Below are 22,515 nucleotides of genomic sequence, written 5' to 3'. Positions count from 1 at the left end.
AGGGAGACGGAGATGAGTATTACGGTTGGGGACAAGCTTCCCGGCGCGACGCTTCTGAAATTGGGCGAGAGCGGCCCCGAAACGGTCGATCTGGGGGCCAAACTGGCGGGCCGCAAGGTCGTGCTGTTCGCGGTGCCGGGCGCCTATACCGGCGTGTGCACCACCGCGCATGTGCCGAGCTTCATCCGCACCAAGGGCAAGTTCGACGCCAAGGGCGTGGATGAGATCATCTGCCTATCGGTCAACGACCCGTTCGTGATGGCCGCCTGGGGTGAAAGCACCGGGGCGACGGCGGCGGGGATCACCATGCTGGCCGATGCCGAGAGCGCCTTCACCACGGCGATCGGCATGGATTTCTCTGCCCCTCCGGCGGGGTTGCTCCATCGTTCGGCGCGCTATGCGATGCTGGTGGAAGATGGCGTGGTCAAGGTGCTGCACCGCGAAGAAAGCCCCGGCACCTGCGAGATTTCCGCGGGCGAGAGCCTTCTCGACGCGATCTGAGCAGAACAGACAGAAGGGCCGGGGATCCCCGGCCCTCACCCCGCCTTGAAGGGGCCAAGCTCGGTCAGCCCTTCAATATCGTCGGCCACCGCCGCGCGCTCCTGTTCGAGATAATCCTCGACCGCGCGGCGCAGCCCCGGATGGGCGATGAAATGGACCGAATGGGTCGTGACGGGCAGATAGCCACGGGCGAGCTTGTGCTCGCCCTGCGCCCCCGCCTCGACGCGTTGGAGACCCCGCGCAATCGCCCAATCCGTTGCCTGATGGTAGCAAAGCTCGAAATGCAGAAAGGCGTGATCTTCAAGGCAGCCCCAGTAGCGCCCGAAGAGCGCCTCTCGGCCAATGAAATTGAGCGCCCCGGCAACCGGGCGGCCATCGCGCTCGGCCAGGATCAGCAAGATATCGTCGCGCATCTCGTGAAGCGCGTCGAAGAAGGCGCGGGTCAGATAGGGCGTGCCCCATTTGCGCGCGCCCGTGTCTTGATAAAAGGCCCACATCGCCGCCCAATGCGCAGGCGCGATCTCGTCCCCCGTCAGCGCGCGGATCGTGCCGCCAAAGGCTTGCGCCTTTTCACGCTCCTTGCGCAGCGCCTTGCGCTTGCGGGAGGCGAGCGTGGCGAGAAAATCCTCGAAGCTGGCGTAGCCGCGGTTTTCCCAGTGAAATTGCAGCCCCGTGCGGTGCAGCCAGCCTAACGCCTCGGCCGTCTCGGCCTCCGCGGCGGAACAGAAGGTCAGATGCGCCGAAGAGAGCCGGTTTTGCATGGTGAGTTGCGCGAGCCCCTGAAGGAGCGCCGCGCGCCCCGCCGCCTCAAGCCCGGCGCGGCACAGCAGGCGCTGCCCCGGCACCGGCGTAAAGGGCACCGCACCCTGAAGCTTGGGATAGTAATCCCCCCCGGCGCGCTCGAATGCATCCGCCCAGGCATGGTCGAACACATATTCGCCCTGAGAATGGCTTTTCAGGTAAAGCGGCATGACAGCGATCACCGCGCCGTCGATGCGGGCCACCAGATGCTGCGCAGACCAGCCCGTGCCGGGCCCGACCGAGCCCGAAGCCTCCAGCGCCGCCAGAAACCGATGCCGCGTGAACGGGTCAAACGGGGGCGAGCCGTCTTTTGCCTCGGGGCAGGCGCAGGCGTCCCAGTCTTGTTCGGGGATATCCGAAATTCGGGAATGGAGTGTGATCTCTACGCTATTTTGCATGATCCCCCGCGCATATCCCAAAAGAGGATGGAGCGCGCGGGGGATTGGTCAAGCCGCGTAGCCTTCGAAGGTGATGTTCCGCGCAATCTGGCGTGCCGCGGCCTCGGCCTCGGGGCTGCGGATCGTCCAGCACAGGATCGCGGCGCCCTTCTGCGCAAGCTCCGCCACCCGCGGCGCGCCAAGATCGGCGGCCTCATGCGAGATGAAGGAACAGCCCAAGCGTTCGAAATCCGGGATCATCCGCAGATGATCGCGGGTCTTCGCCGGAAGGAGCGGCCAGCCCTCTGGATCATAGGCCGAAGTGGTGAGCCCGATCGCCACCTCTGGCGCAAGCGCATGGAAGGCCGCCACCGCATGCGGGTTGAAAGACATCACCGCAAGCGGGCCCGCATAACCTTTCAGGAGTGCCGCCGCCACTTCCTCGAGCGCGCCCACTTCGGGGCCCATGCCGCCATCCTGATCCTTGATCTCGACCAGAAGTGGCACTTGCCCCGCAACAATCTCGAGCACCTCGGCCAAAGTCGGAATGCCCTCGTCGCCGCCGGTGAGCGCTGTTGCGCCCAGTTCGGCGGCGGTGAGGCCCCGCACCCGCCCCGTGCGCCCGGTCAGGCGGCGCAGGTCATAATCATGAAACACCATCGGCACGCCATCGGCGGAGGGCTGCAGGTCGATCTCGATCCCGTAGCCCGCCGCCACCGCGGCACGCACCGCGGCCCGGCTGTTTTCCGGCCGACCTGCGCTGCGGTCATGATAGGCCCGATGCGCGATCGGGCGGCCGAGGAAAGCCTCGGGAAGCGGCACGGCCATCATTCGACCTCGAAGATCGCCTCGATCTCGACGGCAACGCCCATCGGCAACGCGCCCGCAGAGACCGCCGAGCGGGCATGCCGCCCGGCTTCGCCGAACACTTCCACCATCAGATCGGAGCAGCCGTTCACCACCTTCGGCTGATCGGTGAAATCGGGCGCGGAATTGACAAAGCCCACAAGCTTCACCACGCGCTTCACCTTGTCCAGATCGCCCGTCGCGGCGCGCGCCTGCGCGATCAGCGCAAGCCCGCAGCGGCGTGCCGCCGCCGCGCCCTCTTCGACCGAGAGATCCGTGCCGAGCTTGCCGGTGATCAGCCCGTCCGGCCCCGCCGAGATCTGGCCGGAGACAAAGAGCAGGTTGCCCGTGCGCACGAAGGGCACATAGTTTGCCGCCGGCATCGGTGCTTCGGGCAGGGTGATATTGAGCGCGCTCAGCCGCGCTTCGATGTCGGATGCCATTTGGTCCTCTGTTTACCAGTCGATGAAGTCTTTGAACTCGCTCAGCACAACGCGCCACAGGTCGATCGTGTCGTCGAAATTGCGCCCGCCGCAACCGTCGAAGTCGAGGTTGACGTCATATTCGATATAGGGGTCGCCCTCGTCGTCGAGATAGGCCTTGCCGAAGCGCTTCTTGCGGTTCCATTCGTTGATCTTCCACGCGCTCATCGGCTTGGTGAGATCGAACCCGGCCGAGAACTGGATCGAATCGCACACGCCCTTCTGACAGCCGTAGAAATAGACCTTGAAGTTGGTGCCCTCGATCCGGCTCGACAGCCGCGGATCGCCCGATTTGTCGGTATCGCGACTGACTTGCAGGCCGTAGGTTTGCAGGAAACTCTGGATCACATCCGGGTCGCCCATCACCTGGGCCGGTGCGGGTGCTGCGCCAAGGAAAAGCGCCGCGACAAGCGAAAGCGCGAACGGGCTGCGTTTCATCCATACCTCCTTGCTTTGGCGCGACCTTAGGCGCTTGCGCCCGGTTTGGCCAGATCAGGCGACCAATTGTTCGGCCCGTTTGAGGTCGACCGAAACCAGTTGGCTCACGCCCTGTTCCTGCATCGTCACGCCAAAGAGCCGGTCCATCCGGCTCATCGTCACCGCATGGTGGGTGATGACAAGAAAGCGCGTGTCGGTGCGCCGGGTCATCTCGTCCAGCATATCGCAAAAGCGGGTCACGTTGGCATCGTCGAGCGGGGCATCCACCTCGTCGAGCACGCAGATCGGTGCCGGGTTGGCGAGGAACACGGCAAAGATCAGCGCCATCGCGGTGAGCGTCTGCTCGCCCCCCGACAAAAGGCTCAGCGTGGAGAGTTTTTTGCCCGGAGGCTGGCACATGATCTCGAGCCCGGCCTCAAGCGGGTCATCGCTCTCGACGAGTTGCAGGCTCGCCGCGCCGCCGCCAAAAAGGTGGGTGAAAAGCGTGCGGAAGCTCTCGTTGACCTGTTCAAACGCGGTGAGCAGCCGTTCGCGCCCCTCCCGGTTGAGCCCGGAAATGCCCGAGCGCAGCTTGCGGATCGCCTCTTCAAGGTCAGCCTTTTCCTTTGCCAAGGCATCATGCTCGTCAGAGACCGCGCGGGCATCTTCCTCGGCGCGCAGGTTGACCGCGCCAAGCGCCTCGCGGGCGCGTTTGAGCCGCGCCACCTCGGCCTCCAGATGCTCGGCAGACGGAAGCTCCTCGGATGCGGTTTCAAGCGTTGCAAAAAGCGCCTCCGGCGCAAGATCCGTGGCGTCGTTGATACGCTCGACGGCATGGGCGAGCGTTTCGCGTGCCGCCTCAAGGCGGGCCTCGGCGCGGGCCTTGCCCTCGCGCGCCTCTCCCGCCAGCCGCTCGGCATCGCGCTCGGCGATCTGGGCCTCGCGCGCCGCCGCTTCCGCCTCGGCAAGCCGGTCGACGGCGATGGTGCGGCGCTCTTCGGCGGCCTCGATCGCCTCGTTCAGATCCTCGCGCTTCGCGGCCAGTTCTTCGGGAACCGCGGCGGCATCCTCAAGCTCGCCCGCCGCCTCCTCGCGCCGCGCGGCCAGTTCTGCCGAGCGTTTTTCTGCGGTTTCCAGCCGGTGCCGCCAGCCCGAAAGCTCCTTTGTCACTTCCTGACGGCGGCGCAACCGCGCCTCGCCCTCGCGGCGGATCTCGTCATGCGCAGAGCGGCGGGTGAGCATCGTCACCCGCGCCGCCTCGACGGTCAGTTTGATGCGCTCGACGGTGGCCCGCGCGGCATCAAGATCGGGCAAACCGGCAAGCTGCGCCTCGGCCTCCTCCAGCGCCTCGCGGGCAAGCGCTGCCGCATCGCGGTGGCGCGTCTGCGCCAGCCGTGCCGCCTCAAGCTTGCCGCCCGAAATCGAGCGCTCTGCCTCGGCGCGCGAGAGCGCCCGCCCCGCCTCGGCAAGGCGCGTGTCGGCGCTGCGGCGCGCCTCACGGGCGCGCGCATCTGCCTCGGAGGCCTGCGTCAGGGCGCGTGACAGAAGCTCATGCGCCTGCCGCGCCCCCTCGGCCCGCGCCGCGACCTCTTCAAGGTCGCGCTTGAGCTCCACCAGCCGGTTGAGCTGGCGCAGCCGCAGCGCCGCGGCAGTCGGCGCATCTTCGGCACCCGCGCGAAACCCGTCCCACCGCCACAGATCGCCCGCAAGCGAGACCAGCCTTTGCCCGGGGCGCAGTTCGGCCTGCCGCCGGGCGCCCTCGGCGGCATCGGCCACCAGCCCGATCTGCGCAATCCGGCGCGCGAGCACCGGCGGCACCTCGACATGGCTGGAGAGCGCCTCGATGCCCGCGGGCAGAAGCTGCAGCGTCGGGTAATCAGGAAGCATGGTCCAGCCCGACCGCGCCTCGGGGTCAATTTCCGGGGCGCGCAGGTCATCGGCAAGCGCCGCGCCAAGCGCCGCCTCATAGCCCGGCGTCACCTTGAGACGGTCAAGAAGCTGATGCCCGCTCGCGGCCTCGCGCTCCACAAGCCGCCCGAGGGCCGCCACTTCCGCGCGCAAGGCCCCGGCCTCGCCTTCGGCCTCCGAGCGCGCGGCACGGGCCGCACTCTCGCGCGCCTGCACCTCGGCGCGGGCCTCATCGGCGGCGGCAAGGGCTTCCTCGGCGGCCTCGGCGCGCTCTTGCGCCTCTTCCTGTGCCACCTGCGCCGCCGCAAAAGCCTCTTCGGCGCGGGCCAGCGCCGCCTCCGCCTCCGCCCCCGCGGCCTCCGCCCGGCTCGCCTCTGTCTCCGCTTTCGCGCGCGTGGCCCGGCCATCCGTCACAAGCCGTTGCGCCGAGCCATGGCGCGCGGCAAGCCGCGCCACATCCTCGGTGCGCTCACTCAATTGCGCTTCCAGCTCGGCCAGCACGGCGGCCGCCTCGGCAGAGGCCTCGGCGGCGGCCTCAAGCTTGTCGTCCTGCCCTTCGGCGGCCTTGGCGAGTTGGCCAAGCTCCCATTCGAGGCGCGCAATCGTCTCGCCCGCGTCGCGGTTCAGCCCCGCCTCGCGGTCCATGTCCCGATCCAGTTGCGCGATGCGCGAGGCGAGCCCGGAAATCCGGCTTTGCGCCTGCGCCTCGGCCTCCCCCAAGGCCTCGCGTTGCATCGCAAGGCGCTGCAAAATCGCGCCGGCCACGGCCTCTTCCTCCCGCAGGGGCGGCAGACGCTCCTCAAGCTCGCCGCGCGCCTTGGCGGCAGCGCGCGCTGCGCTCTCGGCCTGCGCGGCCGCCATCATCGCCGACCGCACGAAACCCTCTGCCTCGATCCGGCCCTGATCCGCCTCGCGCCAGCGCCGATAGAGCAGCATCCCTTCGGCGCGGCGCAACTCGGTGCCGATGTCGCGATAGCGCGCGGCCTGCCGCGCCTGACGGGCAAGCGCGGCAAGCTGGGTGGCGAGCTGCTCAAGCACGTCATCCACGCGTGCCAGATTTTGCTCGGCGCCCGAGAGCTTCAGCTCCGCCTCGTGGCGGCGCTGGTAAAGCCCCGAGATCCCTGCGGCCTCTTCAAGAATCCGCCGCCGCGCCTTGGGCCGGGCGTTGATCAATTCGGCAATCTGGCCCTGCCGCACCAGAGCCGGGCTTTGCGAGCCGGTCGAGGCATCGGCAAAAAGCATCTGCACGTCGCGCGCGCGCACATCCTTGGTGTTGACCTTGTAGGCCGAGCCCGCATCGCGGGTGATCCGGCGCACGATCTCCAGCGTGTCGGCATCGTTGAAGCCCGAGGGCGCGAGCCGTTCGCTGTTGTCGATCGAGAGAGAGACCTCAGCAAAATGGCGCGCCGGGCGCGTGGCGGCGCCCGCAAAGATCACATCTTCCATGCCGCCGCCGCGCATCGCGGTGGGGCGGTTCTCGCCCATCACCCAGCGCAAAGCCTCGAGCAGGTTGGACTTGCCACAGCCATTCGGCCCGACCACGCCGGTGAGCCCGTCATGGATGACGAGATCGGTCGGGTCGACGAAGCTCTTGAAGCCATTGAGACGAAGCCGGGTAAAACGCACGGAAGGGTCCGATTCCTAGGAGCGGGCCTGTCACTTTCGGGGCAGGCGAAGGGCAAGTCAACGCCACCCCCTCACGTTGTGGCGAGCCACCGGGGCTTATCCACAGGATCGACAGGTTTTCGCTTGCACCGCGAGGCCGACCCCCTAAAGTGGTAAGACTTTTTGTCCAATAATGGGTGAATCATGGTTCCGGCCCTAGCCGTCATTCTGGCGTTTCAGCTCGCGGGCGAGGTGATCTCGCGCGGCGCGCATCTGCCGCTTCCCGGGCCCGTGCTCGGCATGCTGGGCATGGCCCTCGCGATCAGCCTGAGCGCGCGGCTGCGGGAGATGATCCGCCCGGTTGCGCAAGGGCTGCTGGGCCATCTGTCGCTGCTCTTCGTGCCCGCGGGCGTGGGCGTGGTGGCGCATATGCCCACGCTGATCGCGCATGGCCCGGCGCTGGCCATCGCGCTTGTGGTCTCGACGCTTCTGGCCATCGTCGTCGGCGCCGTCACCTTCACCCTCGTCGCCCGCCTCATCGGGAGCGCGTCTGATGACTGATGCCGCGCTGATCTGGTCCTATCTTGCGTCGCAACCGCTGTTGTGGCTCACCGCCACGCTCTTTGCCTATTGGGGCGGAGACACGGTGTTTCGCCTTGCCCGGCGCAGCCCGCTTGCCAACCCGGTGATGATCGCAGTGATCCTGCTCGCGCTTCTGCTCTGGGTCACCGGCACCAATTACAGCGCCTATTTCGAGGGCGCGCAATTTGTCCACTTCATGCTCGGCCCCGCCACTGTCTGCCTTGCTGTGCCCTTGCAGGCAAACCTCAAGGCGATCCGCAAGGCGCTGGTGCCGATCATCGCGGCGCTGTTTGCGGGCTCGTTCACCGCCGTCGCCTCGGCCCTCGGGATCGCCAAGCTCTTTGGCGCCGATCCCGTGCTGATGGCCTCGCTCGCCCCGAAATCGGCCACCGCACCGGTCGCCATCGGCATTTCCGAGGCGCTCGGCGGCCAGCCCACGCTGACCGCGGTGCTGGTGCTGCTCACCGGCATGATCGGGGCGATTTTCGTTACACCGATGCTGAACGCGCTCGGCTTGACGGATTGGCGCGCGCGCGGCTTTGCCACCGGCGTGGCGGCCCATGGCATCGGCACCGCGCGCGCCTTTCAGGTGCATGACACCGCGGGCGCCTTCGCCTCGATCGGCATGGGGCTCAACGCCATCCTGACCGCGGTGCTGGCGCCGCTTGTGCTGCCGTTCTTCCTCTAGCCTTTCGCGGGCTTGAACGGCGCCATGCCCGCGCGGGCCAGTTCATCGGCGCGCTCGTTCTCGGCATGGCCCGCATGGCCCTTGATCCATTTCCACACCACCTTGTGGCGCGCCTGCGCGGCATCGAGGCGCTGCCAGAGGTCAACATTTTTCACCGGCTTCTTGTCCGCGGTGCGCCAGCCATTGCGCTTCCAGCCATGGATCCAGCTTTGCACGCCGTTTTTGACATAGGCCGAATCGGTGGTGATGGTGATGGTCGAGGCGCGGGTCAGCGCCTCAAGCGCCGAGATCGCCGCCATCAGCTCCATGCGGTTGTTGGTGGTGTCGGCCTCGCCGCCGTTGAGCTCGCGCTCTTTCAGCACGCTCTCGCCGTCCATCGCGCGCATCAACACGCCCCAGCCCCCGGGCCCCGGGTTGCCGGAGCAGGCTCCGTCCGTCCAGGCAAAAAGCTCGCTCATCAGGCGCGCTCAAAAGCCAGACGCAGGCCAAGCGCCGCGAAGGAGGCGGCAAAGGCGCGCCGCATCCACGCCATCACGGCGGGCCGCGAAAGCACCGCCTCCCGCCCCGAGGCCGCAAGCCCCGCATAACCGATAAACACCAGAAAAGTGATCGCGGCAAAAACGATACCGAGCCCGGCCATCACCTCTGTGCCATCGCTCGGCGCCATGAATTGCGGCAGGAAGGCGAGGAAGAACATCGGCAGTTTCGGGTTCAGGAGGTTGAGCAGGATGCCCTGCCGCACCAGCCGCGCAGGCGAGGCGGGATCGGCTGCGGCGATGGTGAGCCCGCCCGTGCCCTTGAGCGTGCCCCAGGCCATCCACAAAAGGTAGGCGACGCCCGCGTATTTCAGGCCCTGGAACAGCAGCGCAGAGGTGTGCAGCACCGCCGCAAGCCCCGCCATTGCCACGCCAAGGTGGACAAGCGTGGCGATGGTGCAGCCGATTGCGGCCAGAAAGCCCGCCCGGAAGCCCTGCCCCAGCGTGGCCGAAAGCGTGTAGACCACGCCGATGCCAGGAGCGACGCAAACGACAAGCGCGGTGACGAGAAATTCAAAGCTCATCACGGCCTCAGGCTTCGTGGCGGAAGATCCGCGGCGTCTTGAACTCGATCCGTTCCTTCGCGGTCTCGACCGTCTCGACGGTGAGATCGAAGTGATCCTTGAACGCGTTCAGCACTTCCTCGATCAGCGCATCGGGCGCAGAAGCCCCCGCGGTGAGGCCGACCTTGTCGAGCCCGGAAAGCGCGTCCCACGGAATGTCGCTGGCCCGCTCGATCAGGTGCGAGACGGCGCAGCCCGCGGTGCGGCCCACCTCGACCAGCCGTTTCGAGTTCGACGAATTCGGCGCGCCGATCACCAGGAGCGCCTCGACCTGCGGCGCCACCGCCTTCACCGCCGCCTGACGGTTGGTCGTGGCGTAGCAGATGTCATCCTTGCCCGGCCCCACAAGGCTCGGGAAGCGGGCTTTGAGCGCGGCGACCACCTCGGCGGTGTCATCGACCGAGAGCGTGGTCTGGGTGATCCAGGCGAGTTTGTCCGGGTTGCGCACCTCAAGCGCTGCCACATCGGCCGCGGTTTCCACCAGCAGCACCTCGCCCTCGGGGAGTTGCCCCATCGTGCCGATCACCTCCGGGTGGCCGGCATGGCCAATCATGACAATCTGCAGGCCCTCTTCGGCATGGCGCTCGGCTTCCAGATGCACCTTGCTCACCAAGGGGCAGGTCGCATCGACATAGATCATGTTGCGCCGCTCGGCCTCGGCGGGCACCGATTTCGGCACGCCATGGGCGGAAAAGATCACCGGGCGGTCGATCGGGCATTCGTCGAGTTCCTCAACGAAAACGGCGCCTTTCGCCGCGAGCGTGTCGACCACGTATTTGTTGTGCACGATCTCATGGCGAACATAGACCGGCGCGCCCCATTTCTCGAGCGACATCTCGACGATCTTCACGGCCCGGTCCACGCCCGCGCAAAAGCCGCGCGGGGCGGCGAGGTAAAGGGTAAGGGCAGGTTTCATGATGCGCTCCGTCTTTGCCCCCCAGAGGTAATGCCCCGCGCGGCCCGCGTAAAGTGCGCCCCTGTCGCGGCGGCGATCGGGCGCGGGCGCGGGCTATTCCCAGCGCACCTCGCCAAGGAAGATATAACCCGCGCCATAGATCGTCTTGATCAGGCGCGGGTTCTTCGGGTCTTCGCCAAGCTTGGTGCGCAGCCGCGAGATCCGCACATCCATCGCCCGGTCAAAGCTTTCCCCCGCTGCGCCGCCCAGCGCCTGCTGCATTTGCGCGCGCGAAATCAACCGGTTCGGACTGTCGAGAAAAAGCCGCAGAACTTCTCCCTCGGCATGGGAAAAGGGGGTCTCCGCCCCTCCGGCATCAATCAGCACATAGCGGTCAAACGCCGCCTGCCATCCGGCAAAATGGGCCACTTGCGCCGGGGCAGCCGTGTCGGGGCGCGGCTTTCGCAGCCGCGCACGGATCCGCGCCACCACCTCGGCGGGATCGAAGGGCTTGATGATGTAATCATCCGCCCCGAGTTCGAGCCCGGTGACCCGGTCCTGCACCTGGGCGCGGCCCGAGATGATGATGATCGCCGCCCCCGATTCGAGCGCAAGCCGATGCACCAGCGCCAGCCCGTCGCGGTCGGGCAGCCCCAGATCGACAAGGCAGACATCGGGCTGCGACCGCTTCAACCCCGCCTCGAATTCGGTCGCACGGCCATAGGCGGTGGTGCGGAACCCCGCCTCTTCGAGCGCGTCGACAAGCATCCGGCGGATCTCGGGCTCGTCATCGAGAATGGCGACATGAGGCAGGGTCATCGGGGCACTCCGGCGATGAGCGCAGCGAGTTCCGCCGCGACAAAGGGTTTTTGCAACACCGGGCAGGGCGCAGAGGCACGCAGACGGTCTCCGGGCGGCAGCGAGGTCATCAGCGCCACGGGCAGCCGGTCCATCAGCCGCTCGGCCAGCGCCACGCCGGTTTCTCCGCCCGGAAGCTGGATGTCGGAGAGCACCATGCCAATCTCGGGCAGCGTCGCAAGCGCGCGCGCCTCGGCGGCGCTTTCCGCCTCAAGCACCGAATGGCCAAGGCCGCGCAGCATCTCGCGCACGCTTGCGCGAATATCGGCATCGTCCTCCACCAGCAGCACCAGCATTGGCGCGAGCCCGCTTTCCACCACGCGCAAGGGCAGGCGCAGCGTCACGCAGGCGCCCGGCTCGCAATTCTCGATCCGGACCGTGCCACCCGCGAGTTTGGTCTGGTCATAGACCATGCTCAAGCCGAGCCCGGACCCCTCGCCGCCCTTGGTGGTGTAAAACGGGTCCAGCGCGCGCGTGAGCGCCTCCGGGCTGAAGCCCGGCCCGGTATCGGTGACGGAAATCTCGATCCAGGTATCCTGCACCGGATGGGCGGCAATGCGGATCGCGCCGCCCTTTGCCCCCATCGCGTCGCGGGCGTTGAGAAGCAGGTTCAGGAGGCTGTCCTGCAACGGGCCGGGGTCGAGCAGGATCGGCGCGGCCAGCCCGTCGACATCAATCGACACCGTGACGCGCGCGCCGAGCGTGGGCGCGGCCATCGTGGCAAGGTCGACTATCAGCGCGGGCAGGTTCACCGCCTGAGGGCGCAGCGCGCGCTTGCCGGAAATGGCCGCGATCCGGTCAAGGAGCGTGCCGCCGCGCCGCGCCGCCGAAAGCGTGGCCCGCACCGCGCCCAAAGCCTCGGCGGGCATTCCTTCGGTGCGCATCAACCGCCCCTGCAGCCCGAGGATGATGGTGAGAAGGTTGGCAAAATCATGCGCCATGCCGGAGGTGAGCTGCGCTGCAAGTTCGCGCTTGGCCGATTGCGTCAGCGCCGCCCGCGCCTGCGTTTCCTGCGTCACATCCGCCGAGAGGATATAGACCCCGCGCACCGCGCCATCTTCTCCGGCATCGGGGGTCAGAGCAATGCGGATGCGACGACCGGAGAGATCATGGGTGATCTCGATCACATTCGCCTCGCCCGCGAAGGCCTTCAAGAAGCCGGGCAGAATGCGCCGGAACGTCTCTGCCCCCAGCACCGCCTCGGCCGCATGGCCGACCGGGTCATCCAGCGAGCCCGGCATCACCGAGGTGATGCGCCGGTTCGAGAAGGTGTAGATGTAATCCACCCCCATATGCGCGATATGGGCGGGCGTCATTTCCGTCACCTGCCGGATCCGCGCCGCGGTTTGCATCAGCTCGTATTGCGTCTCTTCGAGCGCGGCATTGGTCGCGGCCAGCTCGCGGTTCGCCGCGGCCAGCCGCTCTGAATGGTCGAGCACCTGTTCGGACAGCTCTGCCGAGCGCGCGCGCAACAGCGCCTCCTGCCGCTTGATCCCGGTGATGTCAGTGTAAACGGTGATCCAGCCGCCCTCGGCCAGCGGCGCCCCCTCAACCGCGATGGTACGCCCGTTCGCCCGTGTGCGCTCCATGTAATGCGGCGCAAAGACCCGCGCCTGCTCCACCCGCGTCGCCACCCATGTCTCGAGATCATCGACCTCGCCATATTCGCCCTTTTCGGCCAGATAGCGGATCGTTTCCGAGAACGGCGTGCCCGGGCGGGTAAGCCGCTCCGGCAGGTCGAACATCACCTGATACTGCCGGTTGGACACCGCCAGCCGCAGATCGCTGTCAAAGATCGACAGCGCCTGACCAATCAGATTGAGCCCCGCCTGCGTCAGCCGGGCGCGTGCATCCTCGCTCATCGGGCTCCCCTCCCGCCCCATCGCTAGCATCGGATGGCGGCGGCGCAAAGCCCCCAACGCGCCCCCGCGGCGCGCGCAAGAATTCGTTAGGATTGGGTAAAAATCAGGAAACCTTTGCCCGCGAGCTTCGAGACAGGTGCCGACGAGGGGGAGACTCGCCCGCACCCGGCGCCGACCGAGTTGGGGCCCGTCCGGCACGAGGGAGGAAAAATGGCAGATCAAGATGTGGCGGAGCAATTCGCCCAGTCGATTCCTGCGCTTCTGGCGAAAAACGTCGAAAGGTTCGGTCACCGCCCGGCCTATCGCGAGAAGGAATTCGGCATCTGGCAGAGCTGGACCTGGGCTGAAGCGGCCGATGAGATCCGGGCCATGGCGATGGGCTTTCTGAGCCTTGGCGTGGAACGGGGCGATCATATCGCCATCATCGGCCGCAACCGTCCGGCGCATTACTGGGCAATGGTGGCGGCGCAGATGTGCGGCGCGGTGCCGGTGCCGCTTTATCAAGACGCCGTGGCCGAAGAGATGGCCTATGTGCTGGAGCATTGCGGCGCGCGGTTTGTCGTTTGCGGCGATCAGGAGCAGGTCGACAAGGTGGTCGAGGTCGAGCACCGGATCCACCATATCAGCCACGTCATGTATACCGACAAGCGCGGCATGCGGAAATACGACCACTCCCGCATGAACGCGCTGGAAGACATCGTGGCCGAGGGCAAGGCGGGCCATTTCCGCTATGAGGGCGAGATTGCGGATCGCATCGCGGAGCTGACCTACGACAGCACCTGCGTGATGCTTTACACCTCGGGCACCACGGGCAAGCCGAAGGGCGTGGTGCTCTCGAACAGAAACATCATCGAAACGGCGAAGAATTCCGCCGCCTTCGACCACCTTGGCCCCGATGAAGACGTGCTCGCCTATCTGCCGATGGCCTGGGTGGGCGATTTCATCTTTTCGATCGGACAGGCGATGGTGGCGGGCTTTTGCGTCAACTGCCCCGAAAGCCCCGCCACCATGATGACCGATCTGCGCGAGATCGGGCCGACCTACTTTTTTGCGCCGCCTCGCATCTTCGAGACGATGCTCACCAATGTGATGATCCGCATGGAGGATGCGGGCGATCTCAAGCACGGGCTCTTCAAGCATTTCATGGAATTCGCCAAGGGCACGGGCGAAGAGTTCGGCATGCCGCGCTACCGGGTGAAACGCTCCAAGCCCACGTTGCGGCGGCGGTTGCGCTGGGCTTACCGCTTTTCCATGGGGATCGGCTTTTCCATCGAGACGATGGTGGAAAACGCCGTGCGCCTTGCCATTGTGCGGCTGCGCCACCCGATGGAGCACCGCAAATACTTCACGGCGAAAGGGCCGATCCTCAATATCTATCCGCAGCCCTTGCGCGACTATTTCAATTACCGCACCGGTGATGTGACGATTTACGCGCCGCTCAAGAACACGCTCGGGCTGAGCCGCATCCGCGTGGCCTATACCGCGGGCGAGGCGATCGGGCCGGAGATCTTCGAGTTTTACCGCTCGCTCGGCATCAACCTGAAGCAGCTCTACGGCCAGACCGAGGCCTCCGTCTTCATCACCCAGCAGCCCGACGGGCAGGTGCGCGCCGATACGGTGGGCGTGCCCTCCCCCGGCGTCGAGGTGAAAATCGGCGAAAACGGCGAGGTGTTCTACCGCTCGCCCGGCACTTTCGTCGAATATTACAACAACCCGGACAGCACGGCCTCCACCAAGGATGCCGAGGGCTGGGTGGCGACAGGCGATGCCGGTTTCTTCGAGGAGGGCACCGGCCACCTGCGCATCATCGACCGCGCCAAGGACGTGGGCAAGATGGCTGATGGCCGGCTCTTCGCGCCCAAATACGTGGAAAACAAGCTCAAGTTCTACCCCAACATTCTTGAGGCCGTGGTCTTTGGCGCGGGCCGGGATCGCTGCACCGCCTTCATCAACATCGACCTCACCGCGGTCGGCAACTGGGCAGAGCGCAACAACATCGCCTATGCGAGCTATCAGGAGCTGGCCGGGCATCCGCGCGTTTACGAGATGATCCGCGAGCATATCGACGCGGTGAACCGGAGCGTGGCGCAAGACCCGATGCTTTCGGGCTGCCAGATCCACCGCTTCCTCGTTTTGCACAAGGAACTCGATGCCGACGACGGTGAGATGACCCGCACCCGCAAGGTGCGCCGCAATGTGATCGCCGAGAAATACGCCGATCTGATTGCCGCGCTCTATGACGGCGCGACGACCATCTCCACCGAAACCGAGGTGACCTACGAAGATGGCCGCAAGGGGGCGATCAAGGCCACGCTGCGGATCGAAGATGCAAGCGTTGCGCCCGAAGGGCAGATTCACCGGGAGGCCGCGGAATGAAAGACATGATCGAGGGCTACATCACGGCCGATGGCCGCCAGATCGGCGGCGTGCTGATGGAGTTGAAAAACATCACCCTCCGCTTTGGTGGCGTGGTGGCGATCAAGGATATCTCGTTTGATATCCGCGAGGGCGAGATCCGCGCCATCATCGGCCCGAACGGCGCGGGCAAAAGCTCGATGCTGAACGTGATCTCGGGCTTTTATGTGCCCACCGAGGGCGAGGTCTGGTTTCGCGGCGAGCGGCGCCCGGCCATGCGCCCCTATCAGGTCGCCCGCCTCGGCATTGCCCGCACCTTCCAGAACATCGCGCTCTTTGATGGCATGTCGGTGCTCGACAACATCATGACCGGGCGGCTCACGCTGATGAAATCGGGCCTTCTGAGCCAGGCGCTCTGGATGGGCAAGGCGGCTGAGGAGGAAGACGCCCACCGCGAAAAGGTCGAGAAGATCATCGACTTCCTCGAAATTCAGAATATTCGGAAAACACCCGTGGGCCGTCTGCCCTATGGGCTGAAAAAGCGGGTGGAACTGGCCCGCGCGCTCGCCGCCGAGCCGAAGATCCTGCTGCTCGACGAGCCGATGGCCGGGATGAACGTTGAAGAGAAGGAGGACATGTGCCGCTTCATCCTTGATGTGAACGACGAATTCGGCACCACCACCGTGCTCATCGAGCATGACATGGGCGTGGTGATGGACCTCTCCGACCGCGTGGTGGTGATGGATTACGGTCGCAAGATCGGCGACGGCCCGCCCGACGAGGTGCGCAACAATCAAGATGTGATCGACGCCTATCTGGGGGTGGCCCATGACTGACCAGCTTCTTTACGCCGCCGAGGCCGCGCTGAACGGCCTGATGACGGGGGTGATGTATGCGCTCGTCGCCCTTGGTTTCGTCTTGATCTACAAATCCTCCGGCGTCTTCAACTATGCGCAAGGGGTGCTTGCCCTTTTCGCCGCGCTCACGCTCGTTGGCATCCAGAAAGGTCAGGTGCCCTTTGCGCATCTGATCAATGCGATGACCGGCGGGCATCTCGAAACCTTCCCCTGGCAGGTGCCGGCCTTCCTTGCGATTCTGCTCACCGCGGGGGTGATGGTGGGGATGGCGCTCCTCATCGAAAAACTGGTGCTCAAGCATCTTGTCAATCAGGCGCCGATCATCCTCTTCATGGCCACGATCGGGCTTGCCTATTTCCTTGAAGGTTTTGGCGATGTGATGTGGGGCGCTGATATCAAGACGCTTGATGTCGGCCTGCCGCAGGGCATCAACGAGACCATCGAATCGGTGACTGACAGCCTTCTGGGCTACGGCTTCTTCATCGACAATCTCGATATTGTCGCCTCCATCGTCGCCGTGCTTCTGGTCGCGGCGCTCACGCTTTTCAGCCAATATTCCAAACAGGGCCGGGCGCTGCGCGCCGTGGCCGATGACCATCAGGCCGCGCTTTCGGTCGGGATCTCGCTGCGCTTCATCTGGGTTCTGGTGTGGTCCATCGCGGGCTTTGTGGCGCTCGTTGCGGGCATCATGTGGGGCTCCAAATCCGGCGTGCAATTCTCGCTCTCGCTCATCGCCTTGAAAGCGCTTCCCGTTCTGATGCTGGGCGGCTTCACCTCGATCCCCGGCGCCATCGTCGGCGGGCTGATCATCGGCATGGGCGAGAAACTCTTTGAATTCTGGATCGGTCCGCTGATCGGCGGCGCCACCGAAAACTGGTTCGCCTATGTGCTCGCGCTCCTCTTCCTCGTGTTCCGGCCTCAGGGCCTGTTCGGCGAGCGGATCATCGAGAGGGTCTGAGCATGCTGCGGATGCAAAAGGAAAAAACTGTTGATCGGCGGGCAGAGCTGCGACATCCTGTCTCTCCCGCGGTCCGTCAGGGAGAGGCGGAACGGGGGGATGGGTTGCAACACGCGCGGCCCGGCACCGGGGCTGCGCAAGAGGTAGGGAGGCCTCTTCGCAATGACGCTCAAGACCTGTTCCATCGCCTTCACCGTCGGCTGGCTGGCGGCGCTAACCTTCGGCTGGATCGCGCTTGCCGCCCCGCCGGAAGAACCGGCGATGCTGCGCACCATCAACATGACACTGGCCGCCTTCGGCGCCGGCACCGGGATCTGGTCCTGGATGCGGATCCGGCGCGGCTTCTGAGGGGAATGGCATCGGCCCTCCCCCGCATTCAAGAACGGGGGAGAGGCTGATGTTCTACCGTGAGGCAGGCGATTTCAAGACGAGCTACCGGGCGGACAGCCAGACCTTTCCGATCCGGCTGGACCGGATGGGGTTCTGGGCCGCGATGCTCATAGCCTATGCCGTTGTGCCCTTCGTGGTCGATGATTACTGGGCGAACGCGGTGTTCGTGCCGTTCCTGATCTATGCGATCGCGGCGATCGGGCTCAATATTCTGGTGGGCTATGCCGGGCAGGTGAGCCTTGGCACCGGCGGCTTCATGGCTGTGGGGGCCTATGCGGTCTACAAGCTGATGACCAGCTTCCCGGAGGTGCCCTTTTTCTTCCATGTGATCCTTGCGGGGGGCGTCACCGCCTTCGTGGGTGTGCTCTTTGGCCTGCCGTCGCTTCGGATCAAGGGGTTTTATCTCGCCGTCGCCACCTTGGCCGCGCAGTTCTTTTTGGTCTGGCTCTTCAACAAGGTGCCGTGGTTTTACAACTACTCCGCCTCGGGCCAGATCACCGCGCCCGACCGCACCATGCTGGGCATCTACATCACCGGCGCGCAAACCTCGGCGGTTGCCAAATATCTGTTCTGCCTCGTGATCCTGACGCTGGTGGCGCTCATTGCGCGCAACCTCACCCGTGGCACCGTCGGGCGCAAATGGATGGCCATTCGCGACATGGACATTGCCGCCGAGATCATCGGGGTGAATCCGCTCACCGCCAAAGTCACCGCCTTTGCCGTCTCCTCGTTCTTCATCGGCATCGCCGGGGCGCTTCTGTTCTCGGTCTATCTCGGCGCTGCGGAAGTGGGCGAGGCCTTCGGCATCAACAAGAGCTTTCTTGTGCTTTTCATGGTGATCATCGGCGGTTTGGGCTCGATCTTTGGCTCCTTTGCGGGGGCGGCTTTCCTCGTATTGCTTCCGGTGTTCCTCAAGAACGTGCTTGTCGGCACGCTCGGCTGGCCCACCGATGTGGCCGCCCATCTTGAGCTGATGATCGTCGGCGCGCTGATCGTGGTGTTCCTGATCGTCGAACCGCACGGGCTCGCGCAGCTCTGGCGCATCGCCAAGGAAAAACTGAGACTTTGGCCCTTCCCGCATTGAGGGGCGCAAAAGGCCGGAGCACCGGCAGACTGCAATGAATACGTGATTGGGAGGATGAACGTATGAAGAAGACCTTTGCCGCACTGGCCGCAGCGGCCCTCGTGGCCTCGGCGCAAACAGCCAGCGCCGATCTGACCGTGCCGAACCTGAGCTATCGCACCGGTTCTTATGCCGCCAACGGCATTCCCTATGCCGACGGCTTTGCCGATTACTTCACGCTGCTGAACGAGCGCGATGGCGGTATCGGCGGCGAAAAAGTGGCCGTGCCGGAATGCGAAACCGCCTATAACACCGAAAAGGGCGTGGAATGCTACGAGAGCACCAAGGGGCAGGCGGCGCTCGCCTATAACCCGCTCTCGACCGGCATCACCTATCAGCTGATCCCGAAAGTCACCGCCGACCATCACGTCCTTTATACCCCCGGCTACGGGCGCACCTCGGCGGCGAATGGCTCGGTGTTCGAATGGGTTTTCAACTACCCGGCGAACTATTGGGACGGCGCCTCGGTTGCGGTCAAATATCTGCTCGATGAAAACGGCGGCAGCCTTGAGGGCAAGAAGATCGCGCTTGTCTACCACAACTCTGCCTATGGCAAGGAGCCGATCCGCACGCTTGAGGAACTGGCGAAAAAGCACGGCTTCAGCCTGAGCCTGCTGCCGGTTGACCCGCCCGGCCAGGAGCAAAAGTCGCAATGGCTGCAAATCCGCCGCGACAAGCCCGATTACGTGCTGATGTGGGGCTGGGGCGTGATGAACCAGGTGGCGATTCAGGAGGCCGTCAACATCCGCTTCCCGATGGAGCACATGATCGGTGTCTGGTGGTCGGGCTCGGAGAATGACGTGGGCCCCGCGGGCGACAAGGCCAATGGCTACAAGTCGATCAGCTTCCACGGCGTCGGCGACGAATTCCCGATCTATGCGGACCTCAAGCAATATGTGTTCGATCCGGGCAAGGCCGCGGGCGCGGGCGACAACCTCGGCAACGTGCTCTATTCGCGCGGCATGTATGCGGCGATGATCATCTCCGAGGCGATCCGCACCGCGCAAGAGATGGCGGGCCATGCCGCGGTGACGCCCGATGAGGTGCGCGAGGGCTTCGAGAACCTCAACCTCACCGAGGCGCGTCTGACCGAGCTTGGCCTGCCGGGCTTCGCGCAGGAAATCCACGCCAGCTGCGCCGACCACGGCGGCCCGGGCTCGGCGATGATCCTGCAATGGGATGCGGGCACGAAGAAATGGAGCGCCGTCTCGGATTGGATCACCTCGGATGCCGAGGTGCTCGACCCGCTGATTGCCGAGGATTCGGCGGCTTTTGCCGCAGAATCGGGCATCACGCCGCGCTGCCAGTAACCCAACTCCCCGGCCTTCGGGCCGGGGGTTTCCCCCCGGAGGACGCCCATGCTTGACGCCGCCAAGACCGATACGCTGCTCGAAGTGAACAACATCGAGGTGATCTACAACCACGTGATCCTTGTGCTCAAGGGCGTCAGCCTGTCGGTGCCCAAGGGCGGCATCACCGCGCTTCTGGGCGGCAATGGCGCGGGCAAGACGACAACGTTGAAAGCAATCTCGAACCTGTTGCGCTCCGAGCGCGGCGAGGTGACGAAGGGCACGATCCTTTACCGCGGCGAGCGGGTGCAGGATGGCTCCCCCGCTGATCTCGTGCGCAAGGGGGTCATTCAGGTGATGGAGGGGCGGCATTGCTTTGAGCACCTGACGGTGGAGGAGAACCTGCTCACCGGCGCCTACACCCGCAAGGATGGCCGCGCCGAGGTGATGAAAGACCTCGAGATGGTCTACAGCTACTTTCCCCGCCTGAAAGAGCGCCGCAAATCGCAGGCGGGCTACACATCGGGCGGCGAGCAGCAGATGGTGGCGATGGGGCGCGCGCTGATGTCCCGCCCGGAGACGATCTTGCTTGACGAGCCCTCGATGGGGCTGGCGCCGCAGCTTGTGGAGCAGATCTTCGAGATCGTGAAGGCGGTGAACGAGGGCGAGGGCGTGACCTTCCTTTTGGCCGAGCAAAACACCAACGTGGCGCTGCGCTACGCGCATTACGGCTACATTCTCGAAAGCGGTCGGGTGGTGATGGATGGCCCGGCCGCGCAACTGCGCGAGAACCCGGATGTGAAAGAGTTCTACCTCGGCATGTCGGATGATGGCCGCAAGAGCTTCCGCGATGTTCGCTCCTACCGCCGCCGCAAGCGCTGGCTTGCCTGACAAATACCTGTTTTTGTTTAATTGCTGCGCAGCATTCTGCAGCGCAGAAAGTCCCGCCAAGGCAAGGGAGAGCCTGCCATGAGCCGCTACTACGACGACCTGGAGACCCGCTCAGCCGATGCCCGCGCCGCAGCCCTTGCGGTGGCGCTGCCGCAGGCGATTGCGCGCGCGCGCACCGCGCCGGGTCTGGCGGCGCATCTGGGCGCGGTTGCGGCGGCAGAGATCACCAGCCGTGACGCGCTGGCAAAATTGCCGGTGCTGCGAAAATCGGATCTCGGTGCGGCGCAGAAATCTGCCGCGCCCTTCGGCGGGATGACACCCAAACCGGCCCATGCCTTCGCCCATATCTTCCAGAGCCCCGGGCCGATTTATGAGCCCGGCGACACCTCGGCCGACTGGTGGCGGATGGGGCGGTTTTTGCATGCGGCGGGGGTGCGCCCCGGCGATATCGTGCAGAACTGCTTTGGCTATCACCTGACACCGGCGGGGATGATCTTCGAGAGCGGCGCGCGCGCCGTGGGCGCGGCGGTGCTGCCCGCGGGCACCGGTCAGACCGAACTGCAGGTGCGCGCCGCGGTGGATGTGGGCACCACCGTCTATGCTGGCACCCCCGATTACCTCAAGGTGATCCTCGACAAGGCCGAAGAGATGGGCGAGCGGCTCGCGATCACCCGCGCGGCGGTGGGCGGCGGCGCGCTCTTCCCGAGCCTGCGCGCCGAATATGCCGCGCGCGGCATCGCCTGCCTGCAATGCTATGCCACCGCAGACCTCGGCAATATCGCCTATGAAAGCCCGGCGATGGAGGGGATGATCGTCGACGAGGGCGTGATCGTCGAGATCGTCCGCCCCGGCACGGGCGATCCGGTGGCCGCGGGCGAGGTGGGCGAAGTGGTGGTGACCACGCTCAACCCCGATTACCCGCTCATTCGCTTTGCCACCGGCGATCTGAGCGCCGTGCTGCCCGGCGCCTCGCCCTGCGGGCGCACCAACACCCGCATCAAGGGCTGGATGGGCCGTGCCGATCAGACCACGAAGATCAAGGGCATGTTCGTGCGCCCCGAGCAGGTCGCGGCCTTTGTCGCGGCCCACCCCGAGGTGAAACGCGCCCGCGTCATCGCCACCCGCGAGGGCGAGATGGATGCGATGACGGTGCAGATCGAAACCGACGCCTGCACGCCAGAGCGCTATGCCGCGGGCGTGGTCGAGGCGCTCAAGCTCAAGGGCAAGATCGAACTGGTCGCCCCGGGCGCCCTCCCCAATGACGGCAAAGTGATCGAGGATCTGCGCAAATACGACTAGAGGCCGAGCGCGATGCCCCGACCGAGTGCGAGCAAGATCAAAAGCGCGCCGAAATCGAAGGCGAGCGCCCGGCGGACCCGTTGGGACGGGGCCATTTCTCCCGCCGCCCGTGCCCGGCGCAGGGCAGACTTTGTGCGGATCACGGCTGCGGAAGCGGCGATGAAAAGCGCAAGCTTGAGCCAGAACAGCGGGTCGTGCAGGTAGAGTGCTGCGGGTTTGGCAAGGCCGCGCGCCATGGCGATGCCGGTGGCGGCGACGAGCACCGCCGACACACCGGAAACTTTGTCGAGCCGCACAAGCCACAAAAGCGGCGCGCCCCGCAAGGTGTCACGCCGGAGGATCAGGTTTTTGGCCGCGCTCGCGCCCAAACATCCCGCGGCGCCGAGCAGATGCAGCACCTTCACGATCAACAAGATCATGCTCACCCCGAAT

22 protein-coding genes are annotated in these 22,515 nt (G+C 65.5%); 11 read left to right on the top strand and 11 right to left on the bottom strand.

Going from position 1 to position 22,515, the window contains the following annotated elements:
• Positions 1–12: 12 nt before the first annotated feature.
• Complete coding sequence (locus ACFSM0_RS16020) at positions 13–501, top strand: peroxiredoxin (protein WP_377392731.1); 489 nt, start codon at positions 13–15, stop codon at positions 499–501.
• A 35-nt stretch (positions 502–536) separates the two neighbouring features.
• On the opposite strand, the gene ACFSM0_RS16015 is transcribed toward ACFSM0_RS16020, so the two are convergent.
• Genes ACFSM0_RS16015 through smc form a run of 5 tightly spaced genes read right to left on the bottom strand, consistent with a single transcriptional unit; the run spans position 537 to position 6,958 of the window.
• A complete protein-coding gene (locus ACFSM0_RS16015) occupies positions 537–1,700 on the bottom strand; it encodes a GNAT family N-acetyltransferase (protein WP_377392728.1) in 1,164 nt (387 codons plus the stop codon).
• Between the two features lie 48 nt (positions 1,701–1,748).
• Positions 1,749–2,507 carry a glycerophosphodiester phosphodiesterase family protein gene (locus ACFSM0_RS16010; protein WP_377392841.1) on the bottom strand — a complete coding sequence of 253 codons (759 nt, stop codon included), beginning with the start codon at positions 2,505–2,507 and terminating at the stop codon, positions 1,749–1,751.
• Positions 2,507–2,968: a RidA family protein gene (locus tag ACFSM0_RS16005; protein WP_377392725.1), complete on the bottom strand. Its 462-nt coding sequence runs from the start codon at positions 2,966–2,968 to the stop codon at positions 2,507–2,509. The genes ACFSM0_RS16010 and ACFSM0_RS16005 overlap by 1 nt, the downstream gene beginning before the upstream one ends.
• Before the next feature lie 12 nt (positions 2,969–2,980).
• Entirely contained in the window at positions 2,981–3,445 is a 465-nt protein-coding gene (locus tag ACFSM0_RS16000) for a YbjN domain-containing protein (protein ID WP_377392722.1), read from the bottom strand.
• A gap of 54 nt (positions 3,446–3,499) precedes the next feature.
• Positions 3,500–6,958: a chromosome segregation protein SMC gene (gene smc / locus ACFSM0_RS15995; protein ID WP_377392719.1), complete on the bottom strand. Its 3,459-nt coding sequence runs from the start codon at positions 6,956–6,958 to the stop codon at positions 3,500–3,502.
• Positions 6,959–7,141: 183 nt separating this feature from the next.
• On the opposite strand from smc, the gene ACFSM0_RS15990 reads away from it, so the two are divergent.
• The gene (locus tag ACFSM0_RS15990; RefSeq protein WP_377392716.1) at positions 7,142–7,498 is read left to right on the top strand and encodes a CidA/LrgA family protein; all 357 of its coding nucleotides are present in this window, start codon (positions 7,142–7,144) and stop codon (positions 7,496–7,498) included.
• A complete protein-coding gene (locus tag ACFSM0_RS15985; RefSeq protein ID WP_377392713.1) occupies positions 7,491–8,207 on the top strand; it encodes an LrgB family protein in 717 nt (238 codons plus the stop codon). The genes ACFSM0_RS15990 and ACFSM0_RS15985 overlap by 8 nt, the downstream gene beginning before the upstream one ends.
• On the opposite strand, the gene rnhA is transcribed toward ACFSM0_RS15985, so the two are convergent.
• The 5 genes from rnhA to ACFSM0_RS15960 form a co-directional block, all read right to left on the bottom strand.
• Positions 8,204–8,665, bottom strand: coding sequence for a ribonuclease HI (rnhA, locus tag ACFSM0_RS15980; RefSeq protein ID WP_377392709.1), 462 nt, complete (start codon positions 8,663–8,665; stop codon positions 8,204–8,206). The genes ACFSM0_RS15985 and rnhA overlap by 4 nt on opposite strands.
• Positions 8,665–9,267 carry a LysE family translocator gene (locus tag ACFSM0_RS15975; protein ID WP_377392706.1) on the bottom strand — a complete coding sequence of 201 codons (603 nt, stop codon included), beginning with the start codon at positions 9,265–9,267 and terminating at the stop codon, positions 8,665–8,667. Before ACFSM0_RS15975 ends, rnhA begins: the two co-directional genes overlap by 1 nt.
• Positions 9,268–9,274: 7 nt before the next feature.
• Positions 9,275–10,225 carry a 4-hydroxy-3-methylbut-2-enyl diphosphate reductase gene (gene ispH / locus ACFSM0_RS15970; protein ID WP_377392838.1) on the bottom strand — a complete coding sequence of 317 codons (951 nt, stop codon included), beginning with the start codon at positions 10,223–10,225 and terminating at the stop codon, positions 9,275–9,277.
• A 90-nt stretch (positions 10,226–10,315) separates the two neighbouring features.
• Positions 10,316–11,020, bottom strand: a complete 705-nt coding sequence (locus ACFSM0_RS15965; RefSeq protein ID WP_377392704.1) for a response regulator transcription factor — start codon at positions 11,018–11,020, stop codon at positions 10,316–10,318.
• The gene (locus ACFSM0_RS15960) at positions 11,017–12,921 is read right to left on the bottom strand and encodes a PAS-domain containing protein (RefSeq protein ID WP_377392702.1); all 1,905 of its coding nucleotides are present in this window, start codon (positions 12,919–12,921) and stop codon (positions 11,017–11,019) included. The genes ACFSM0_RS15965 and ACFSM0_RS15960 overlap by 4 nt, the downstream gene beginning before the upstream one ends.
• A gap of 210 nt (positions 12,922–13,131) precedes the next feature.
• Here ACFSM0_RS15960 and ACFSM0_RS15955 point away from each other — a divergent pair, with 210 nt between their 5' ends.
• From ACFSM0_RS15955 to ACFSM0_RS15920, 8 genes are all read left to right on the top strand, one after another.
• Positions 13,132–15,297: an AMP-binding protein gene (locus ACFSM0_RS15955; RefSeq protein ID WP_377392700.1), complete on the top strand. Its 2,166-nt coding sequence runs from the start codon at positions 13,132–13,134 to the stop codon at positions 15,295–15,297.
• Positions 15,294–16,112 (top strand): ABC transporter ATP-binding protein, encoded by an 819-nt coding sequence (locus tag ACFSM0_RS15950; RefSeq protein WP_377392698.1) that lies wholly within the window; start codon positions 15,294–15,296, stop codon positions 16,110–16,112. The genes ACFSM0_RS15955 and ACFSM0_RS15950 overlap by 4 nt, the downstream gene beginning before the upstream one ends.
• Complete coding sequence (locus ACFSM0_RS15945) at positions 16,105–17,091, top strand: branched-chain amino acid ABC transporter permease (protein ID WP_377392695.1); 987 nt, start codon at positions 16,105–16,107, stop codon at positions 17,089–17,091. Before ACFSM0_RS15950 ends, ACFSM0_RS15945 begins: the two co-directional genes overlap by 8 nt.
• Positions 17,092–17,253: 162 nt before the next feature.
• On the top strand, positions 17,254–17,439 hold the full coding sequence (locus ACFSM0_RS15940; protein ID WP_377392692.1) for a hypothetical protein: 186 nt from the start codon (positions 17,254–17,256) through the stop codon (positions 17,437–17,439).
• A 49-nt stretch (positions 17,440–17,488) separates the two neighbouring features.
• On the top strand, positions 17,489–18,565 hold the full coding sequence (locus tag ACFSM0_RS15935; protein ID WP_377392690.1) for a branched-chain amino acid ABC transporter permease: 1,077 nt from the start codon (positions 17,489–17,491) through the stop codon (positions 18,563–18,565).
• A gap of 62 nt (positions 18,566–18,627) precedes the next feature.
• On the top strand, positions 18,628–19,914 hold the full coding sequence (locus tag ACFSM0_RS15930; RefSeq protein ID WP_377392688.1) for an ABC transporter substrate-binding protein: 1,287 nt from the start codon (positions 18,628–18,630) through the stop codon (positions 19,912–19,914).
• A gap of 48 nt (positions 19,915–19,962) precedes the next feature.
• A complete protein-coding gene (locus tag ACFSM0_RS15925) occupies positions 19,963–20,784 on the top strand; it encodes an ABC transporter ATP-binding protein (protein WP_097070746.1) in 822 nt (273 codons plus the stop codon).
• A 78-nt stretch (positions 20,785–20,862) separates the two neighbouring features.
• The gene (locus ACFSM0_RS15920; protein WP_377392685.1) at positions 20,863–22,083 is read left to right on the top strand and encodes a phenylacetate--CoA ligase family protein; all 1,221 of its coding nucleotides are present in this window, start codon (positions 20,863–20,865) and stop codon (positions 22,081–22,083) included.
• On the opposite strand, the gene ACFSM0_RS15915 is transcribed toward ACFSM0_RS15920, so the two are convergent.
• Positions 22,080–22,502 (bottom strand): DUF2214 family protein, encoded by a 423-nt coding sequence (locus tag ACFSM0_RS15915; protein ID WP_377392683.1) that lies wholly within the window; start codon positions 22,500–22,502, stop codon positions 22,080–22,082. The two genes, ACFSM0_RS15920 and ACFSM0_RS15915, sit on opposite strands and share 4 nt — an antisense overlap.
• Positions 22,503–22,515: the final 13 nt, after the last annotated feature.

The organism is Rhodobacter lacus (assembly GCF_042683065.1).
Classification (GTDB): Bacteria; Pseudomonadota; Alphaproteobacteria; order Rhodobacterales; family Rhodobacteraceae; genus Rhodobacter; species Rhodobacter lacus.
The sequence above is the reverse complement of the archived record's forward strand: the minus strand, read 5'-3'. Positions and strand labels throughout refer to the sequence as shown.

Coding starts and splice junctions, on each gene's coding strand:
- ACFSM0_RS16005 (WP_377392725.1), bottom strand. CDS start 2,968: ATGGCATCCGACATCGAAGCGCGGCTGAGCGCGCTCAATATCACCCTG.
- ACFSM0_RS15990 (WP_377392716.1), top strand. CDS start 7,142: ATGGTTCCGGCCCTAGCCGTCATTCTGGCGTTTCAGCTCGCGGGCGAG.
- ACFSM0_RS15935 (WP_377392690.1), top strand. CDS start 17,489: ATGTTCTACCGTGAGGCAGGCGATTTCAAGACGAGCTACCGGGCGGAC.
- ACFSM0_RS15975 (WP_377392706.1), bottom strand. CDS start 9,267: ATGAGCTTTGAATTTCTCGTCACCGCGCTTGTCGTTTGCGTCGCTCCT.
- ACFSM0_RS16015 (WP_377392728.1), bottom strand. CDS start 1,700: ATGCAAAATAGCGTAGAGATCACACTCCATTCCCGAATTTCGGATATC.
- ACFSM0_RS15930 (WP_377392688.1), top strand. CDS start 18,628: ATGAAGAAGACCTTTGCCGCACTGGCCGCAGCGGCCCTCGTGGCCTCG.
- ACFSM0_RS16010 (WP_377392841.1), bottom strand. CDS start 2,507: ATGGCCGTGCCGCTTCCCGAGGCTTTCCTCGGCCGCCCGATCGCGCAT.
- ACFSM0_RS15920 (WP_377392685.1), top strand. CDS start 20,863: ATGAGCCGCTACTACGACGACCTGGAGACCCGCTCAGCCGATGCCCGC.
- rnhA (WP_377392709.1), bottom strand. CDS start 8,665: ATGAGCGAGCTTTTTGCCTGGACGGACGGAGCCTGCTCCGGCAACCCG.
- ACFSM0_RS15940 (WP_377392692.1), top strand. CDS start 17,254: ATGACGCTCAAGACCTGTTCCATCGCCTTCACCGTCGGCTGGCTGGCG.
- ACFSM0_RS15945 (WP_377392695.1), top strand. CDS start 16,105: ATGACTGACCAGCTTCTTTACGCCGCCGAGGCCGCGCTGAACGGCCTG.
- ACFSM0_RS15950 (WP_377392698.1), top strand. CDS start 15,294: ATGAAAGACATGATCGAGGGCTACATCACGGCCGATGGCCGCCAGATC.
- ACFSM0_RS15965 (WP_377392704.1), bottom strand. CDS start 11,020: ATGACCCTGCCTCATGTCGCCATTCTCGATGACGAGCCCGAGATCCGC.
- ACFSM0_RS15985 (WP_377392713.1), top strand. CDS start 7,491: ATGACTGATGCCGCGCTGATCTGGTCCTATCTTGCGTCGCAACCGCTG.
- ACFSM0_RS16000 (WP_377392722.1), bottom strand. CDS start 3,445: ATGAAACGCAGCCCGTTCGCGCTTTCGCTTGTCGCGGCGCTTTTCCTT.
- ACFSM0_RS15915 (WP_377392683.1), bottom strand. CDS start 22,502: ATGATCTTGTTGATCGTGAAGGTGCTGCATCTGCTCGGCGCCGCGGGA.
- ACFSM0_RS15955 (WP_377392700.1), top strand. CDS start 13,132: ATGGCAGATCAAGATGTGGCGGAGCAATTCGCCCAGTCGATTCCTGCG.
- ACFSM0_RS15925 (WP_097070746.1), top strand. CDS start 19,963: ATGCTTGACGCCGCCAAGACCGATACGCTGCTCGAAGTGAACAACATC.
- ACFSM0_RS16020 (WP_377392731.1), top strand. CDS start 13: ATGAGTATTACGGTTGGGGACAAGCTTCCCGGCGCGACGCTTCTGAAA.
- ACFSM0_RS15960 (WP_377392702.1), bottom strand. CDS start 12,921: ATGAGCGAGGATGCACGCGCCCGGCTGACGCAGGCGGGGCTCAATCTG.